At 54.6% G+C, this 18,717-nt stretch carries 17 protein-coding genes; 13 read left to right on the top strand and 4 right to left on the bottom strand.

The window, feature by feature from the left end:
* Positions 1-4 precede the first annotated feature (4 nt).
* The 13 genes from HMPREF0908_RS03230 (at position 5) to HMPREF0908_RS03170 (ending at position 13,555) form a co-directional block, all read left to right on the top strand.
* On the top strand, positions 5-661 hold the full coding sequence (locus tag HMPREF0908_RS03230; protein ID WP_006690005.1) for a class I SAM-dependent methyltransferase: 657 nt from the start codon (positions 5-7) through the stop codon (positions 659-661).
* A gap of 37 nt (positions 662-698) precedes the next feature.
* The gene (locus HMPREF0908_RS03225; protein ID WP_245522899.1) at positions 699-1,442 is read left to right on the top strand and encodes a cytidylyltransferase domain-containing protein; all 744 of its coding nucleotides are present in this window, start codon (positions 699-701) and stop codon (positions 1,440-1,442) included.
* 50 nt (positions 1,443-1,492) lie between these two features.
* Entirely contained in the window at positions 1,493-2,785 is a 1,293-nt protein-coding gene (locus tag HMPREF0908_RS03220; protein ID WP_006690003.1) for an aspartate aminotransferase family protein, read from the top strand.
* 23 nt (positions 2,786-2,808) lie between these two features.
* Complete coding sequence (pseG, locus tag HMPREF0908_RS03215) at positions 2,809-3,885, top strand: UDP-2,4-diacetamido-2,4,6-trideoxy-beta-L-altropyranose hydrolase (protein ID WP_006690002.1); 1,077 nt, start codon at positions 2,809-2,811, stop codon at positions 3,883-3,885.
* Positions 3,848-4,333: a GNAT family N-acetyltransferase gene (locus HMPREF0908_RS03210; RefSeq protein WP_006690001.1), complete on the top strand. Its 486-nt coding sequence runs from the start codon at positions 3,848-3,850 to the stop codon at positions 4,331-4,333. The genes pseG and HMPREF0908_RS03210 overlap by 38 nt, the downstream gene beginning before the upstream one ends.
* Before the next feature lie 3 nt (positions 4,334-4,336).
* On the top strand, positions 4,337-5,356 hold the full coding sequence (gene pseI, locus HMPREF0908_RS03205) for a pseudaminic acid synthase (protein ID WP_006690000.1): 1,020 nt from the start codon (positions 4,337-4,339) through the stop codon (positions 5,354-5,356).
* A 24-nt stretch (positions 5,357-5,380) separates the two neighbouring features.
* Entirely contained in the window at positions 5,381-6,337 is a 957-nt protein-coding gene (locus tag HMPREF0908_RS03200) for a radical SAM/SPASM domain-containing protein (protein WP_006689999.1), read from the top strand.
* Between the two features lie 16 nt (positions 6,338-6,353).
* On the top strand, positions 6,354-8,036 hold the full coding sequence (locus HMPREF0908_RS03195) for a CDP-glycerol glycerophosphotransferase family protein (RefSeq protein ID WP_006689998.1): 1,683 nt from the start codon (positions 6,354-6,356) through the stop codon (positions 8,034-8,036).
* A 188-nt stretch (positions 8,037-8,224) separates the two neighbouring features.
* Positions 8,225-9,121 (top strand): phosphotransferase, encoded by an 897-nt coding sequence (locus HMPREF0908_RS03190; RefSeq protein WP_245522898.1) that lies wholly within the window; start codon positions 8,225-8,227, stop codon positions 9,119-9,121.
* Positions 9,121-10,056: a DMT family transporter gene (locus tag HMPREF0908_RS03185; RefSeq protein WP_040572374.1), complete on the top strand. Its 936-nt coding sequence runs from the start codon at positions 9,121-9,123 to the stop codon at positions 10,054-10,056. The genes HMPREF0908_RS03190 and HMPREF0908_RS03185 overlap by 1 nt, the downstream gene beginning before the upstream one ends.
* Before the next feature lie 15 nt (positions 10,057-10,071).
* A complete protein-coding gene (locus tag HMPREF0908_RS03180; RefSeq protein ID WP_050755861.1) occupies positions 10,072-10,872 on the top strand; it encodes an NTP transferase domain-containing protein in 801 nt (266 codons plus the stop codon).
* 106 nt (positions 10,873-10,978) lie between these two features.
* A complete protein-coding gene (gene hcp / locus HMPREF0908_RS03175) occupies positions 10,979-12,625 on the top strand; it encodes a hydroxylamine reductase (RefSeq protein WP_006689994.1) in 1,647 nt (548 codons plus the stop codon).
* A gap of 168 nt (positions 12,626-12,793) precedes the next feature.
* Entirely contained in the window at positions 12,794-13,555 is a 762-nt protein-coding gene (locus HMPREF0908_RS03170; RefSeq protein ID WP_006689993.1) for a hypothetical protein, read from the top strand.
* Positions 13,556-13,621: 66 nt separating this feature from the next.
* Here HMPREF0908_RS03170 and HMPREF0908_RS03165 read toward each other — a convergent pair whose 3' ends face one another.
* Genes HMPREF0908_RS03165 through HMPREF0908_RS03150 form a run of 4 tightly spaced genes read right to left on the bottom strand, consistent with a single transcriptional unit; the run spans position 13,622 to position 18,547 of the window.
* A complete protein-coding gene (locus tag HMPREF0908_RS03165; protein ID WP_006689992.1) occupies positions 13,622-15,241 on the bottom strand; it encodes an ABC transporter ATP-binding protein in 1,620 nt (539 codons plus the stop codon).
* Entirely contained in the window at positions 15,242-16,759 is a 1,518-nt protein-coding gene (locus HMPREF0908_RS03160) for an ABC transporter substrate-binding protein (RefSeq protein WP_006689991.1), read from the bottom strand.
* A 22-nt stretch (positions 16,760-16,781) separates the two neighbouring features.
* Positions 16,782-17,621 carry an ABC transporter permease gene (locus tag HMPREF0908_RS03155; RefSeq protein ID WP_006689990.1) on the bottom strand — a complete coding sequence of 280 codons (840 nt, stop codon included), beginning with the start codon at positions 17,619-17,621 and terminating at the stop codon, positions 16,782-16,784.
* A complete protein-coding gene (locus tag HMPREF0908_RS03150; protein WP_006689989.1) occupies positions 17,615-18,547 on the bottom strand; it encodes an ABC transporter permease in 933 nt (310 codons plus the stop codon). The genes HMPREF0908_RS03155 and HMPREF0908_RS03150 overlap by 7 nt, the downstream gene beginning before the upstream one ends.
* Between the last annotated feature and the right edge of the window lie 170 nt (positions 18,548-18,717).

Genomic DNA, 18,717 nt, shown 5'->3' with positions numbered 1-18,717 from the left:
TTCTATGACACAAGATGAAATTTTTCAAAGTGGCGAAGGAGATCAATGGTACGAGAGAAATAAAGTGAAATTGGTTCCAAAGGATGATTTCGTTTGCCGTATGATCGAAAGTATAGGAGTTCATCCGCGGCGTATTGTGGAGGTTGGATGCAGCAATGGATATCGGCTGGAGTACCTGCGGCAAAAGTTCCATGCTGTATGTTATGGCTATGATATTTCGAACGAAGCCATTGAGGCGGGATGTGATGCCTTTCCAGAGATTCATCTGAAGCAAAAGGCATTACATGAGATTCCGTATGATACATCGTTTGATCTTGTTATATGCAATTTTGTGCTGCATTGGGTAGATCGAAGCCTTCTGGTTCAATCCATGAGCAGGATTGATGCGCTTGTTCGCAGGGGAGGTACACTTGTTATTGGCGATTTTGACCCCGACTATCAGCAAAAAAGGAAGTATCACCATTTGCCGGATGAGGAAGTCTATACATATAAACAGGATTATACGGCTTTTTTCAAAGCGACAGGCCTATATCGAGAGACTGCGGTATTTACCTTTGACCATGACAAACAGACGTATGGGTACGCACCTTCAGAGGCTCGAGGGATGTGCGCTGCACTGCGCAAGATGGAAAACGAAGAGTATTATGTCTTAACGCAATGATTTCGTTGCCGTGATTCAGAGGAGACATACATTGGTCTTGGCAATTTTGCAGGCGCGGACATCGTCCAGCCGCCTGCCCGGAAAAGTCCTGCGGCCGCTCCTGGGACGAGCAATGATTCTGCGCGAACTGGACCGGCTGAAGGAGTGCCGCGAGATTACGCGGCTCGTGCTCGCCACAAGTTCGGATCCGATGGATGATGAGCTCGCACAGACGGTTGAGGCGGCAGGCTATGATGTCTATCGCGGCAGTCTGGATGATGTCCTGGGGCGGTATTATCACTGCGCACAGAGGTATATGCCGACCCATGTCGTGCGCCTGACGGGGGACTGTCCCGTCATCGATCCGCACATTGTCGATCGGGTGACTGCACAGCATGCTGCAGGACGCAATGACTACACGAGCACGACGGAACGCTTTCCCGATGGCCTCGATACGGAGGTTATGACCTATGCGGCATTGGAGAAAGCCTATCAGAAGGCAGATCTTCCGTCTGAGCGTGAGCATGTAACGCTGTATATCCGCCGTCATCCGGAACTGTTTCGCGTCGGTACGGTGGACTGCGCCGAGGATTATGGAGCGATGCGCTGGACGGTGGATGAGCCGCAGGACTTCGCATTGATCGAGAAGATTTACGAGCGGCTTTATCCGCAGCATCCCGACTTTACTATGGAAGACATTCTCACACTGTTTCGTGAAGATGAAACACTCGCCCATATCAATCAGGGAATTATGCGCAACGAGGGGCTGAAAAAGTCCATCGCTGATGAGAGAGTGCTGTAATCAGCGCAGAAATACAGCGGCATCGGAATGGACAGAGGAGGAAAACCATCATGAAGATCAATGAGAGAAGCCTGAAGAGGTCAGAGGAACTGTGGAAAGAGGCGCAGGAGAATATCCTTTCAGGATGCCAGTTGTACAGCAAAGGGCCTGAGACGCACATCCAGGGGGTCTCGCCGATCTATATCGACCACGGAAAAGACGGGCACGTCTGGGATGTCGACGGCAATGAATACATTGACTACGATATGGGACTCGGCCCCATCCTGCTTGGCTATCAGTACAAGGCTGTGGATGATGCCGTGATTGCCCAGCTGCGCCGTGGAATGGGATACTCTCTCGTTGCACCGGAGGAAGTAGAGTATGCAAAGCTCTGTGTCAAGCATATTCCGAGTGCCGGAAAAGTGCGCTTCCTGAAGACAGGGTCGTCTGCAACGGAGGCGGCGGTGCGCATCGCCCGCAGCTATACGGGCAGAAAGCATATTATCCGCGGTGAGTATCATGGCTGGCATGAGTGGACAACTGCCGCTGAGAGTGTGCGCCAGGGCGGGATCCTGCCGGAGGCACGAAAATTTATTCATAAATTTGACTATAATGATCTGGCGAAGGTGGAGGAGTACTTTGCCGCGTATCCGGGCGAGGTGGCGGCGGTCATCACAGAGGCAGTCGAGATCGAGCCGCCAAAGGACGGCTTCCTCGAAAATTTGAAGGAACTGTGTCACCGAAATGGCGCACTGCTGATCTTTGATGAGGTCGTCAATGGATTCCGCTTCTCTATCGGGGGCGCACAGGCATATTTCGGCGTCACGCCCGACCTTTCGACCTTTGGCAAGGCAGCGGCGAACGGCATGCCGCTCTCAATCGTGGCGGGGCGCAAGGACATCATGGAAGAGGTGGATAGAAACGTATTCATCTCGACGACCTTTGGCGGAGAGTGCCTCTCGCTGGCGGCCGGCATTGCCGTCATGAAGGAACTCGAATCCGGTGAGGCAACGAAGGAAATCTGGGCGAAAGGCAAGTACCTCCAGGATAAATTCCGTGCGATGGCGAAGGATCTCGATGTGCCGATCGATCTCGCGGGCTATCCCTGCCGACTGAACCTTGAGTATACAGACTACGAGGGGAAGAAAGACTGGCTCTATAACTCCATCTTTATGCAGGAGAGCGTCAAGCGCGGTGTGCTGCTTGGCTGGCATATTTTCCCCTGCTATACCCACACGCAGGCGGATCTGGACTTTACGCTCAATGTGTTTGAGGATGCGATGAAGGTCTATCGCGAGGCGCTGAGGAGCGGACACCCCGAGACCTACATGGAAGGGAAACCGCTGAAGATCGTCCTGGGCTGATCTCTGATGCGGGACATGGGCAGATGCAAAAAATAGCAGTCATACGTGCAGACGCGTCAGAGCAAATCGGCAGCGGGCATCTGATGCGCTGTCTGACACTGGCGGGGCGGATGCGGCGCGAGGGGACAGAGGTACATTTTATCTGCCGTGATCTCATCGGCAATTTGAATCATCTGGTGCGTGAGCAAGGCTTTCCGCTGCACGTCCTTCCGCACTATGCAGATGATCCGTCGCTTACTGGTTATGCGGCATGGCTTGCCGTTGCACAGGAAACGGATGCGCGGGAGACGGGAGAGGTGCTTCGTACACTTGCACCGATCATGCGTCTCGTCGTTGACAGCTATGCACTCGATGAGGTGTGGGAGCGGATCGTGCGCCCGCTCGTCGGTGAGATCTTTGTGATCGACGACCTTGCCAATCGGAAGCATGACTGCGATATACTGCTCGATCAGAATTTCTATCGCGCAATGCAGCATCGTTATGACGGGCTTGTACCTCCCTCCTGCAAACTCCTCCTTGGCCCCTCTTATGCACTTCTGCGTGAGGAGTTTTATGCGGCAAAGAAAAAATTGCGCCGGCGGGACGGCCATCTCCGCCGCATCCTTGTATTCTATGGCGGCAGTGATATCACGCATGAGACTGAAAAGGCTGTTCGAGCGCTCCTGCACCTCTCCCTGCCCGCCGTTGAGGTCGATGTCATCATCGGCGGGAGCAATGCACATCGCACACAGATCGAGGAGCTGTGTGCACCGCATGACTTTCTGCACACCTACTGCGCCGTCAGCAACATGGCGGAGTTTATGGCGAACGCTGACCTCTGCCTCGGAGCCGGCGGAACAACCACGTGGGAGCGATGCTTTCTCGGTCTGCCGGCAATCGTCACCGCCATTGCCGAGAATCAGCTTGAGATATGCCGCGACTGTGCAGATGCAGGGCTGATTTACTATCTGGGGCGATGGGATGAAGTGACGGAGATGGCACTGTATCATGCACTCTATGTCATGACGAAGCCGGAAGCTCTCACCCAGATACAGAACACTTGCAGATTGGACGTGGAGCATCATGCCGAAGAAGGAACTAATATATTTGCGCCCTGCTGAATACGCCGATGCAATGCTCCTCTTTCAATGGCGTAACGACAGAGAGACTCGTGCGAACTCTCTTCATGGAGAAAAAATTGTCTATGAGGATCATGTCCGATGGCTGAAGAGCGTACTTGGCACGGAGAAGGCAAAACACTTTTACATTCTGATGGTCAATAATATGCCAACAGGGCAAATTCGTCTAAGTATTGACCAAGAGACAGCGCTGATCAGCTATAGTATAGATGTGAGATTTCGCGCGCGAGGATATGGGCGGCTGATACTCCAGATGATGGAGGACAAGCTGGGAGAAGAAAATGAGCATCTGCATCTTGTGGGTTATGTAAAAAAGGAAAATATCGCCTCGCGAAGAGCCTTTATAGCCTTGAAATATACGGAGTACAGCGAGAATGATCTTCTGCGATATGAAAAAAGAATAGGCATAGCGGGAAGACCGAGGGAGTAGAATATGATAGAGAAGATCCCCTTCATCATTGCGGAGATGTCAGGCAATCATAACCAGTCATTGGAGCGTGCACTTGCCATCGTTGATGCTGCAGCGGATGCAGGCGTCGATGCAGTGAAGATTCAGACCTACACAGCAGATACGATGACGATTGACATAGACACGGGGGAGTTCTTTATCTCTGATAAGGACAGCCTGTGGAAGGGCGAAACACTCTACCATCTCTATGAGAAGGCGCATACGCCATGGGAATGGCACAAGGCGATCTTTGAGCGATGCAAAGAACGCGGCATAATGGGCTTCAGTACCCCGTTTGATGATACGTCCGTGGATTTTTTGGAAGATCTTGGCGTTCCCTGTTACAAGATCGCTTCGTTTGAGAATGTGGATCTGCCGCTCATCCGCAAGGTCGCCCGCACGGGAAAGCCGATCATCGCATCGACAGGGATGACAACGGTCGCAGAGCTCTCGGATCTCGTTCAAACGGTACGGGAAAATGGCTGTACGGATCTGACCCTGCTCAAGTGCACAAGCAGCTATCCTGCCTCACCGGAGGGGACGAATCTGCGGACCATTCCGCATATGCGGGAGCTGTTCGGCTGTACCGTCGGGCTCTCCGATCATACGCTCGGCATCGGTGCGGCAGTGGCGAGTGTTGCACTTGGTGCAGCGGTGATTGAGAAGCACTTCACCCTCTCGCGTGCTGAGGGAGGTGTCGATGCGGCATTTTCTCTGGAGCCTGCGGAGATGGCACAGCTTGTGCGGGAGTGCCGTACAGCAGCACTCGCGTTGGGGACGGTGTCCTATGAAAGGGCAGAGCAGGAGCAGAAGTCACTCCAGTTCCGCCGCAGTCTGTATGTCGTCGAGGATATGAAGGCTGGCGATGTCTTTACGGAGAAAAACCTGCGCCGTATCCGTCCAGGGATGGGGCTTTCGCCCAAGTATTATGATATCATTTTGGGGAAGAAGGCAAACTGCAGCATTACCCGTGGAACTGCTGTGCAGTGGGATCTGATTGAGTAAAAGGAATTTTAGGGGCGTTATATCATGTATATCTTTGAGGACAGAGGGTCTGTAAAGCGATACTATAGTCAGGAAAGAATTGCCGCAATTACAGAAGCGCAGGGCAGTGACTATCGTCGATACCGTGAACTGTGGGATGCGCCGAACATCATGGACGATGTCCTGGAGAAACCGCTCGAAATTATGTTAGAGCTGACCTCATGGTGTAATTACAAGTGCAAAATGTGTGACAAGGCCTTTGTCCCTGAGAAGGACAAGGTGAATATTCCTGTCGAAAGTGTTCGCCGCCTTGTCACAAACATCAATGAAATGAAAGTCGCTTCCCTGTGGGTCGGGGCGTTTTCAGAGTGCCTGATACACCCTCAAATTGGAGATATTTTAGATGTCTTGAAAGAAGCAGACGTACTCGATTTTACAATTATCACAAATGGTTCTGCATTAAATGAGAAAACAGCAAAGAAGATCATTGATGCGGGCGTGAAACGACTGAGCGTCTCATTGGATGCAGCGACAAAGGAGACCTATTACGATGTGCGAAAAGGAGATCTCGATCAGGTAGAGAATCATATTGACCGCTTCATTGCACTGCGCGGAGAAGCTATATTTCCTTCTCTTCGTGTTTCCATGGTTATGATGGAGGACAACGTTAATGAACGTGAAGCCTTTTTGGAAAAGTGGAAAGGAAAAGCGGACATTATTGATTTTCAGGTTTTGATGGATGCATCACATATTGAACATTTGGCTGATGTGACGGAATACACGCCAGAGTGTGTAGAGCCGTTTCGCAGATTGGCAATTCGATATGACGGTGTCGTGCTGCCCTGCTGTACCTCGTATGGAACTTATTTCCCCTTGGGGAATATTCGAGATACTTCGTTAAAAGAGATGTGGGAGGGGGAAAAGATTCGTAAATTACGAGAAGAGATCAAAACAAAGAATTTCAATAAGGTCTGCCGAAATTGCAAGAAGGTAACCCAATAGGAAAGGTGAGACAAGTATGAGTCTTGCGGAATTGATTGAGTCTGGTAAAACGGCTGATGCGCTTATCCTTACAGTTGGGCTGATAGAGAAATCAGAGCATGAGAATGTGGATGTCGATGCACTGCTTGCAGCCTATCGTCTGTGTCATACAAAAGATACGGATATCTATCTGTGTACGATGATACAGAGTGGTATTCTTCGGATCCTGCACAATGCAACACAGAAAAATGTGCGGTTGGAGGACTTACTGAAGATCGCTGATACTCTTTCAGGATACGGAACTTCTGATGCTGTCAGTATGTATTTTCTGGGCTATGTGGCCGATTTCCTGTATCAAGTGGCAGAGTCTCTGCACAGCAAGGGAGATGCTCCCACGGCGTATCGTTTTTTGAGTGCACTCGCGTCACTTAAAGTTCCCGTCCGTGTGGAATATATACTGCTTGAAAATGCACTGAAGGGAAGCTTGCAGCTGCCCGCGGACTACAGCGTGTTCAGTGATGACCGGAAAAAAGAACATTCTGCTGTTGGAGCTCCTGAAAATGTACAGGCACCTGTTGGAGTGAATCATCGGCGCCTGCGTGTGGATATTTTACTCGAGTTTCCTACTGTTTGGTGCAAGGTCAAAAGTCTGTACGAGGCGTTGTCGAAGGATGAATTGTTTGACTGCCGACTCGTTGCGATTGATATGCAGGAGCGATCGTGGGACAGTGCGAAGGAATACCCCGCTTTTCTTCAGTTCTTGAATGATCGTAATCTTCCGTTTGTACCAGAGGCTGCTTATCGTTTTGCGGAGCGCAGACCAGACGTGCTCATTTATACGAATCCCTATGATTGGCATCACCCAAAGTTTTCTGTTGAAAATGTTAGGAGATACGGAATCCGGATCGTCTATCTCCCATACTCCATTCCATTTTTTGTTGATGAGAAGAACAAGGTGTATCTCTATGATTTGCCGATACATCGGCATGCATGGCGTGTTTATGTGCGCTCATCGCGTGAGATCCGCAAGTACGGAATGTACTGCCAGTCAGGGAATGCTCATGTATCGCTTGCCGGTGCGCCCTTGGCGGACTATATATCCGAGCAAAAGGAGCGGCTCAAGCCGGATGCACGCTTTAAAAAGACATTTCTGTGGGGGATCGACTACGGCTTCTGGGATCAAGCTACGGCAACCTTTAGGGAATATGGGGAAAGAATTCTGCAGTATTTCGCGGAGCATCCACAGCTTGGGCTCATCGTACGACCGCATCCTCTCTTTTATGGTGCAGTGACGAAAATGGGATTTATGAGCGAGGAAGAGGTTCAGGCCTTTTATCGTCATTGCGAAGATATCCCTAATGTATCATTAGACCTATGTGGAGATCTGACAGGCTCATTTTGCAAATCAGATGCGCTGATTTCAGATATTTCATCCATCTTGGTGGAATATCTGCTGATGGGGCGTCCTGTTCTGTATCTAGGGACAAAAGGTGCACCAGACTATCGGGAATATCCGGAGGACGATGCCGATGTGCTGGCACACTACTATTCGGGCGATACCTTTGAGCACATTGTCCGCTTTATTGAGATGGTCACTGCGGGGGAAGATCCTATGTGCAAAGAGCGTGTGTCAGTGCTCGACAAATACTTTTATCATACGCAAGTCAATGCCGGCGAAACCATCAAGGAAATGCTGAAGGACGCATTGCAAAACCAGTAAAGGAGTCGCTGATACAATGAGATATGCCAGATTGGCGTAGATTTTTCCGATTGAGGCAGCCAACCGGACACATAGTGAGGGTTATGTGGAGAATTTGCTGACGATAAGCGGGCGAAAAGGATGTACTAAGATGGCGGTGCCGAATTTATCAGTGTTTCGCTAATGCGCAAGAAAGAGGAATGGATTCGATGAATGAGTCACAGGAGCAGTTGATCCGGCGGACGATTCGCCTGCATTTTGGGCAGAGTGCCGCAAAAGGGATTCTTCTGCCGCTGAAGGAAGGCATGACAAATGATTCGTTCCTCTTTACCGCGGATGGGAAAAAGTATATTTTTCGCTGCAATGGAGAGGGGACGGAGCGCCTGATCGACCGCGAAAACGAGAAGGCAGTCTATGAGCTCCTGTCTGACACGGGCATCACGGAGCACATCGTGGCACTAAGTACGCAGCCGGGGTATAAGATTTCGCGTTACTATGAGCACTCCCATGTCTGTGACCCTCATAATGAGCAGGAAGTCACTTCCTGCATGGAGGCACTGCGTTCTTTTCATGAGCGCAGGTTCAGCGGGGTAAAAGTATTTGACCCATTTGCCGAGCTCCTCTTTTATGAGACGCTGATGCCGGAGCAGGAATGCAGACGCAGTGTGTACCGCACGGTGCGCGAGCAGGTCTTTTCTCTTCGCCCTTTTGTTGCTTCATTTTTGGCGGGGGCGGAGATACTCTGTCACATTGATGCAGTTTCGGATAACTTTCTCTTTGTGGAGGGAAGGGAGCGGCCTTATCTGATCGATTGGGAGTATGCAGGTCTGTCCGATCCGCTGATTGACATCGCCATGTTCGCCATCTATGCCGACTATCATGAGGATGAGACAGAGCAGCTCATCGCGGCATACTTTCCAGAGGGCTTTGATGCTCTGCTGCGTGCACGTGTCCATACCTATATGGCGGTGGGAGGACTTCTCTGGTACGATTGGAGTGTCTATAAAAGCTCGCTCGGCGCGACATTCGGGCCGTACGAGGAAAATCAGTTCCGATTTGCGAAGGAATACGCCGAAAAAGCACGAGAACAATGGGAGATGCTGTGATGGTACGGTATCCGATGTGGGTGATGCTCGGCGTTGTGAGCGGGCTTCTCTGGGGATGCAACAACTATCTGTATCATGTTGGTGCGACGGCAGCAGGAGCGGGATTTGCCGTCGGCATCGCTTTTCCTCTTGCCTGTACGGCAGTCAATGATGCGAGCGCGGCAGTTTTTCTGCTCCTTATGAACGGTTTTCGCGGCACTTTGCATTTGATGCGTATGGTCATCAGCCGTTCCGGTGCTTTTCTTTGTGCTGCCGCACTGCTTGGCGGACCTGTCGGACAGCTCTCATATTGCCTTGGCATCCTGTGGGCGGGGCCGGCCTACGCGCTGGCGCTTTCCGCGCTGTATCCCGTCATTGGCTGTATCTTAGCGCGCCTGCTCCTGCGTCAGCAGGTCACTCTGCGCATGGGCGTCGGCATCGTTCTTGCTGTTGCAGGGGGAATTATCACAGGGGCTGTGGCGCCGGAGGATGCACTGCTGCTGCTCCCGGGGATGGCGTGTGCACTTCTCGCCGCTCTTTGCTGGGGCGGCGAAATTGTGCTGGCTGTACGCGGCATGGCAGACATCGGGCCGGATATCGCCATTACTCTGCGCGAGTGCATCTCAGGGACGATCCTGCTGGCGATTACGCTGTTCTTTTTCGCGGGCGATGCCCCTCTGCATATACTTTTCGCAGCTCCGCTGCCGTTTATGACTCTCGCTGCCGCAGGAACTGCTGCAGGCGCGTCCTACTTCCTCTGGTATGCGGTCAATCGTGCCATTGGCTGTGCGCGCGGTATGGCGACGAATGCAACCTATATTATATGGGGCGTATTGCTGCAATGGGGCATTGCCGGGGCGGAGATCTCGGGACAGATGGTGCTGGGCTGCAGCCTCGTCTTTCTGGGAGTCCTTCTTGTATCACTGCATCCGCATCCTGAGCATGCAGCGGATTGAGGCATGGGAGATGATATGACCAAAGATGCCTTTGATGCGGCAATCGCATCGCTTGATGCAGATGATGCCGTCCAGCGCGCACAGGCAGCAGCGCGCCTTGCGCCCTATCGCGTGACGAATGCGGTGCTGATGGCGGCGGGGTATGGCAGCCGCCTTGCACCAATCACGGACCGTACGCCAAAGGGGCTCCTGCGCGTTCGCGGTGAGGTGCTGGTCGAGCGGCAGATCGCGCAGCTCCGCGCGGCGGGTATTGCGGATATTTACCTTGTTGTTGGCTACCTGAAGGAGCAATTTTCCTACCTCGCATCGGATCCCCATATTCATCTGGTTGAAAATGAGGACTATCACTGCTGCAACAACACGTCATCGCTTTACCGGGTACTCGACGTGCTCGATAATACATATATTTGTTCGGCGGATAACTATTTTATGGAGAACGTTTTTGCGCCGTATGTTTATCGCGCCTACTATGCGGCGGTATATGGCGATACGCCGAATGATGAATACTATCTCACGGTGAACGGCGATGGCCGCATTACCGACGTGCAGATTGGCGGCGCGCATGGATGGTATATGCTGGGACAGGCCTATTTTACGCGAAATTTCAGCGCACAGTTCAGTGCACTCCTGCGTACGGGCTATGAACAGGATGTATCCGTGCGCAGCCTCCTCTGGGAGCAGTTCTATATGCGCCATCTTGATGAACTCGCGCTTGAGCGGCGTGAGTTCCCGGACGGCATCATCTACGAGTTTGATACATTGGCGGATATTCAGGCGTTTGATGCGGACTTTCCCGTGCAGGATTATATAAACTGAGAACAACTATTGATTATTATCTAGTAACATATGTTACGTCGATGGATGATCCCCTTTGCTATAATCGAACACAAGAAATGTGGATTTTCGCAAAGGAGAGTTATCTATGGATGCTAAGATGTTTTGTTTTCAGTGTCAGGAGACGGCTGGCGGCAAGGGCTGCACAGTGCAGGGCGTCTGCGGCAAGAAGCCGGATGTCGCGGAGATGCAGGATCTCCTCGTCTATGTCACGAAGGGGCTTGGTGCGGTGACGACAGCGCTGCGTGCGGCGGGCAAGAAAGTCTCAGTGGAGACGAATCACCGCATTACGATGAATCTGTTCGTGACGATCACGAATGCCAATTTTGACCGCGAGGCGATCATGGATGTGATCGAGGAGAGCCTGGCGCTGAAGGCACAGCTCCTGCGTGAGCTTGGCGATGCGTCGAGTCTCCCAGCGGCGGCGCAGTGGACGGGCGCGCGTGCGGATTTTGCGGCGAAGGCCAAGACGGTCGGCGTGCTCGCAACGGAGAATGAGGATGTGCGCAGTCTGCGTGAGCTGACGATGTACGGCCTGAAGGGACTTTCGGCGTACATGGAGCATGCAAACGCACTCGGTTATGAGAATGAGGAAGTGGATGCGTTCCTGCAGAGCGCCCTCGCAAAACTCCTCGACGATTCGCTGGACGGCGATGCGCTGACAGCGCTTGTCCTTGAGACGGGCAAGTGGGGCGTTGCGGGCATGGCGCTCCTTGACACGGCGAATACGGAGAGCTACGGCAACCCCGAGATTTCGAAGGTGAAGCTTGGCGTCAGAAACCGCCCCGGCATTCTCATCTCAGGTCATGATCTCAAGGATCTCGAGCGTCTCCTTGAGCAGACGAAGGGGACAGGCGTCGATGTCTACACGCATGGCGAGATGATTCCCGCGCACTACTATCCAAAGTTCAAGAAGTACGACAATCTCGTCGGCAACTATGGCAATGCCTGGTGGCAGCAGAAGGAGGAGTTCGAGAAGTTCAACGGGCCGATCCTCATGACGACGAACTGCGTTGTGCCGCCGAAGGACAGCTACAAGAACCGTCTCTTCACGACGGCGGCGGTCGGCGTGGAGGGCTGCACGCATATTCCTCTCGTGAACGGCGAGAAGGATTTCGCGCCTGTAATCGAGTGTGCGAAGAAGTGCGCACCTCCGACGGAGCTGGAGACGGGCGAGATCGTTGGCGGGTTTGCCCATGAGCAGGTCTTTGCTGTGGCGGACAAGGTAGTCGAGGCCGTCAAGAGCGGCGCAATCAAAAAGTTCGTCGTGATGGCGGGCTGCGACGGCCGTATGAAGTCGCGTGAGTACTATGCGGACTTCGCTGAGGCACTGCCGAAGGATACGGTGATCCTGACGGCGGGCTGCGCGAAGTACAAGTACATCAAGAAGAATCTCGGCGACATCGGCGGCATTCCGCGTGTGCTCGATGCGGGGCAGTGCAACGATTCCTACTCGCTTGCCCTCATCGCACTGAAACTGAAGGAAGTGTTCGGTCTTGACGATGTGAACAAGCTGCCCGTAGTGTACAACATCGCGTGGTATGAACAGAAGGCGGTTATCGTTCTGCTTGCCCTGCTCCACCTCGGTGTGAAGAACATCCACCTCGGTCCGACGCTGCCCGCGTTCCTTTCGCCGAATGTGGCAAAGGTGCTTGTGGAGACGTTCGGCATCGGCGGCATTACGAATGTGGCGGATGACATGAGAGCGTTCGGTATCGAGGGTGCGGCGGTATAAGTTAGGGAATCGCTGATCAAACCGTTCTCCGAATTGGTGCTGAATTTATCAGTGCTGCCTCAGCTTTTAAAAAAAGGCGTCTGTCGTACGTGGCAGGCGCTTTTATTATTGTGGTGTTTATGGTATGATAAGCATGATAGAGAGATTAGAAAATGTGAGGGGGCGATTATGTATAGACCCAGTAGCTTTATTCGTATCGCGCAGATGGTATGGGCGGATCTGCGCGGGTTTCGTCCGCCCATCGCCTTCCTTCTGATTGGAATTCTTTGCTGCGGATTTATCCAAGATTTTGGCTCTGTCTATGTCGCCGCTCTGATGGCGCTCCTCACGCTCTTGGCTTATTTCCTCGGGCGAAGGCTCGGCGGATGGGGACAGATCTTGTTGGGGATTGTCTTTTCAGTGTGTGTGGTTGGTGCGATGACGGCGTCGATCTTTATCGGATATTTTTTCTATTCCGATTTTTCGCCGAACGGACGGGAGAACTATGCAGGGATCCGACGCGATTTTTTTCCGCGCGAGATTCCGCTGACGGCGTATGATGTTGAGGTATGGAGCCGTGTCAGTTTCGGGCGGGGATGGGATGAATCGTATCTTTCCTTTGGCGATACGAAGGAAAATATCCGCAAATATGAACTGCAGGGGCGCGAGCACTCAGAACTGCGCACGCGGCATCCCTATATCAACGATACGATCCGTGTGCCGCGGATCGTGGTGGACGAGAGCAAGGTGCTTCCGCGCTTTGCCGCGCTTCCCCTTTGGCAGCGCATTTTCTTTGACTATGTGCCGCATCCGGCGAAATGGGAGGAGCTGACGGGGAAGTATGCCTTTTATGTGTGGAACAGCAGCAATGATTTTGACCGCCCGCGTGCGGATATCATCGGCATTTCCGAGGATGGCACGCATGTGATTTTTTACGCGGTGGGGAGATAAATAAGGGACAGCTGACGGAGGAGAAAACTCCGATCTGCTGTCCTTTTTTTGTGCATTTGTTTTTAGCTACAGTACGGCGTGCAGCAGTTCCCTGGTATCGTTCTCGTGCGGTGCCCGCAGGATGTCCGCCGTTTTGCCCTGCTCGATGATGCGCCCCTGCCGCAGAATGAGGATGCGGTCGGTGATGGAGCTGACGAGGGGGAGGTCGTGAGAGATGAAGAGGAGGCTCATGCCGTGCTCTTTTTGCAGGCGGCGGAGGAGTGTAATGATTTTCTCCTGCACGCAGATGTCGAGCGCCGAGGTCGCTTCGTCACAGATGAGAAGGGCGGGGGATACTGCCATTGCGCGTGCGATGGCGGCGCGCTGACATTCGCCGCCGCTGATCTCGTGCGGGTATCGCGCAGCATAGGAGGGAGGGAGTTCCACTTCCTTGAGGAGGGCGGCGACGCGGCGGTCGACGGACTGGGTATCGGACGGGCAGAGGTTACAGATGGTTTCGCCGATCGCTGCACCGATGCTGCGGCGCGGGTTGAACGAGCCATGTGCGTCCTGAAACACCATCTGGATACGGCGGCAGAGCTCTTTGCGCACACGGCCCGATGCGCCGACGACGTTTTTCCCCGCGAGCAGGATGCGTCCCTCTGTCGGGGTGAGCAGTCCTGTGAGGAGCTTGGCTGCAGTGGACTTTCCGCTGCCGCTTGCGCCGACGATGCCGAGGCGTTCGCGTTCATACAGAGAGAAGGTCATGGCATCGACCGCCTGCGTCCGCGCAGTGTCTCCGTCAAAGTGCATGGAGACGTTTTCAAAGCGCAGGAGCGTGGGCTTCGTGCAGGACGTGCTTTTCGGAGAACTGATCTGTGTGCGGGATGGGATCTGCGGGAGCACGCTGATCCGGGGGACAGAGGCAAGCAGATTCTTGGTGTCCGCACACTGCGGATGGATCAGCAGCTCTGCTGCCGCCCCCTGTTCGATGATGCGCCCGTCCTTTATGACGGCGGCACGGTCGGCGATGTGGCGCAGTACGCCAATATTGTGTGTGACGAGGAGCATCGCTGTGCCGTCTTCATCACGCAGGGTGCGCAGGATTTGGAGCACTTGCTGCTGCAGTGCCGCATCGAGTGCCGAGGTCGGCTCGTCGGCGAGCAGGAGGCGCGGCCGCAGGGCAAGTGCGAGCGCTATCGCGGCGCGCTGCGCCATCCCACCCGACAGTGTGAAGGGATAGGCGTCGAGGATGTGATCGGCGTCAGTGAAGCCCATGCGGCGCAGGAGCTCTGCCGCGCGCTCCGTAATCTCCGCATCTGCGTATGTGCCATGTGCCCGCATCGCCTCGGCAAACTGCGTCCCGATGCGGCGTGTCGGGTTCAGTGATGCGCTTGCGTACTGAAACACGATGCCCATTTCCGCGCCGCGCAAGCGACGGTATTCTTCCGCTGTGCAAGTACTCAGGTCACGTCCGTCGAATCGGATCGTGCCCGCGCGGCGGATGAGATCTGTTTCGCGTAGGTCCATGATTGCCTTGAGCAGGGTGGACTTGCCGCTGCCGCTCGCGCCGACGATGCCGAGTACCTCGCCCGGCGCGACCTGCAGCGTGATGTCATGCAGGATGGTACTGTCTCCATACCCTGCGCATAGCCCGTCGATCTGCAGGAGGGGAGGCGTCACATGGCATTCGTTTTTTTCAGCCATTTATTCTTTGTCCAGGTCTTTGGTGACCTGATAGTAGTCCGAGGGCGTAGAGAGGAGACCGCTCACACCCTTTGCCATGCCGACCTGCATGGTGTTGAATCCGATGAAGTCCATCGCGCGGTCGTCGATCACCTGCTGCTGGATCTGGTTGACGAGCTGGATGCGCTGTGCGGGATCAAAGGTGACCGCGAGCTGCGTCAGTGCCTGATCTGCAGCGGCACTGCGGTAGTGCCCGTAGTTGGCGACGCCCGTACTGCCCACCGCGTCGCGCAGGAAGGCGTAGGGGTCGCCCGTCGGCATGGTGACGACGGAGTAGATACCGAGGTCAAAGTCGCCGCTGCTAAAGAAGGTGGACTTCTCGTGCGGATGCACCTCGATCTTTATCCCGACACGGCGGAGCTGAGCCTGCATCTCTGTGGCGATAGCCTCCGAGGAGAGGCGGCGGTAGATGCTGAGACCGATGACAAGCGGAACGCCGTTCTTCTCGACGATGCCGTCGCCATCGCTGTCCTGATAGCCCGCCGCAGCGAGGAGTGCACGTGCCTTTTGGAGGTCATAGGAGAGCGGTGCCGGGGCACGGTAGGGCGTCGATGGGAGAAAGGCACCGCTCGCGGCGGTCATGCCGCCCTTGAGGTACTGTGTCCCGATGATGTCCTTGTCGACGCCGCACATGATTGCCGTACGTACGGCGGGGTCGGTGAGGCGGTCGAAATTCATATAGAGCTGGTAGACGCGTGTCTGCGGCGTGCGGACGAGGGTGAATTTGTCCGATGCGGCAATCGTCTCCGCGTTCTCGGGACTGAGGTCGAGGGCGGCGTCGATCTCTCCGCTCTCGAGGGCCATGGCGAGGGCGGCAGGGTCGGGAATCTTTGTGTAGGTCACCCCGTCTGCACGTACCGCACCATCCCAGTAGTGCTCATTGCGTGTCATGACGGCGGAGAGGTACGGCTCGTAGGAGGCGAGGGTAAATGGCCCCGTGGCGACGGGCGCCTGGTCAAAATCCTCCGTGCCCGCGACATCGAGGATGATGGCGTACGGGTCACAGAGGTCGTTCACCAGTGTCGCATACGGTTCTTTTGTCCGGATGGCGAGGACGTCTCCATCCGCTGTGTACTCTGCCCCGCGCAGCCATGCGGCGCGCTGATTGATCTCCGCCGTGCGCTGCAGAGAGGCAGCGACTTTCTCGGCGGTCATTTTTTCCCCATTGGAGAAGACAACGTTATCTTTCAGCGTGATGCGCCAGTCGGTTGGGCTGATGTTTTCGGCACGCTCTGCCAGCCATGGCTGCGGACGCATCTCGTCATCCAGACGAAACAGTGTCTCGCCGATACCGCAGCGCAGAACGAACCAGCCTGCCCACTCCTTTGCGGGATCCATCGTACTGTCCGTTACGTCGAGCGTTCCGCCGACATGGATGATTTTTTTCCCGTTTGCCGCATTCTGTGTGCCGCAGCCGAGGAGGGCAAAGGAGAGCGCGGCGAGTCCGAGTGCGCATAGGCGGTTGAGCATCTTGTTCATTGTTCTTCCTCCTGTGGGAAAATCATAGTTTTCGCATCTTTGGGTCGAGATGGTCGCGCAGGGCATCACCGAAGAAATTGAATACCATCATGACGGAGATCATGACGATGCTCGGTGCAAGTGCTGCCCACGGTGCCTGCCGCAGATATTTTTGTCCCTCACTGATCATGGCGCCCCACTCGGCATCGGGAATTTTGACGCCGATCCCGAGGTAGGAGAGCGCGGCAAGCCCCATCATCATCGTACTGATGTGCATGACGGCAGTGGTGATGAGCGTCCCCGCGATGTTCGGCAGGATGTGCACGAATAGAATGCGCATCCTGCTGCACCCCGAGAGCCATGCCGCCTGTACGTATGTCTCTTCTGCTGCTGCCAGCGTCATGCTGCGCGCGAGGCGTGCGTACTGCGTCCATGTTGTCAGCATGAGGGCGAGGATGGCGTTCATCAGTCCGCCCCCGAGGATGCCCGCGACGGCGATTGCGAGGATGAGGCTCGGAAATGCCTGCACAATATCCACGATGCGCATGAGCAGGGCATCCGTGCGCCCGCGGAAGAATCCTGCGAGGAGCCCGATGAGACTGCCGCCCGTGGCTGCGATGAGGATGATGAGCAGGGCGGCGCAGATGGATGTCTTTGCACCGAAGAGGATGCGCGAGAGGAGATCTCGGCCATAGCCATCCGTTCCGCAGGGATGTGCGGCGGACGGCGGTTGCAGGATCACCTGCGGATCGGTGGCGTATGGATCGTATGGTGCGAGCTGTGCTGCAAAAAGACTGACGACGAGGATGAGTATCGATGCGACCGCGAGGAGACGCAGGAGAAGCGGGGCTTTATGCGCGGCAAGCATGGCCTTCCTCAACATCCCCTGACCCTCGGGTTGAAACGGCGATAGGAGAGATCGGCGAGCAGGTTGACGACGAAGTAGGCGAGTACCATCCAGACGACGGCCGCCTGGATGACGGGGTAGTCACGGCTGCTGATCGCCGTCATGAGGAGACTGCCGACGCCGGGGCGGCTGAAGAGTGTCTCGATGATGACCACGCCGCCGAGCAGAGAGCCAACGGAGATGGCGGTCAGTGTGACGACGACGCCCATGATATTTTTGAGGACATTTCCAAATAGGATGCGGCATTCGGTTATCCCGCGCGCGCGCAGACCAATGATGTAGTCCTTGGCGAGCTCGTCGAGGGTCGCCGCGCGGATCTGCCGAATGTAACGCGCCGACATGATGAGTGCGAGCACCGCCGTCGGCAGCACCATGCCGATGGGGGAATTGCCGGCGAGCACAGGGATCCATCCAAGCTGATAGGAGAACAGAAACATGAGGAGGATGCCGACGATAAAGCTCGGTACGGCATTTCCGATGAAGGTGAGGAAACGGACGGTGCAGTCTAGAGCACTGTTTCGATATGCTGCCATGGCGATGCCAAGCGGCAGAGAGATGAGAAGGGTGAGCAGTATCGCACTGGCCGCTATGGCGAGCGTGTAGGGGAGCGCCTGCAGGAGCAGAGCGGAAACGGGGCGGCCACTGCGGTAGGATATCCCCATGTCTCCGTGAAGAAAACGCATGAGCCAGTCGCCGTACTGGATGGGCAGCGGACGGTCGAGCCCCATCTCCGTGCGCATCTGTGCCGCCGTCACGGGATCGACGGCGATGCCCCCCAGCGAGAGGCGCACGCTGACGGGGTCGCTCGGCGCGAGGTGAATCAGCGTGAAGGAGAGCACGGTGATGCCGAAGAATACGGGAATAAACTGTGCGCAGCGGCGCACGAGAGCGGATAATGTCATGTGTGCCTCTTTCCACAAGAAATATCATAGAAGGTTTTCCTGTCTTACCAGATGAAAATTAGTATATCGTCACGCGTCGAACATTGTCAACGAGAAATAAAAATATCCCATACTCTTTGATAATTTCTCTCAGAATAATACGATATGTATTATGTATATGTGAAGGAGTA

The organism is Centipeda flueggei ATCC 43531 (assembly GCF_000160695.1).
Taxonomy (GTDB): Bacteria; Bacillota; Negativicutes; order Selenomonadales; family Selenomonadaceae; genus Centipeda; species Centipeda flueggei.
The sequence above is the reverse complement of the archived record's forward strand: the minus strand, read 5'-3'. Positions and strand labels throughout refer to the sequence as shown.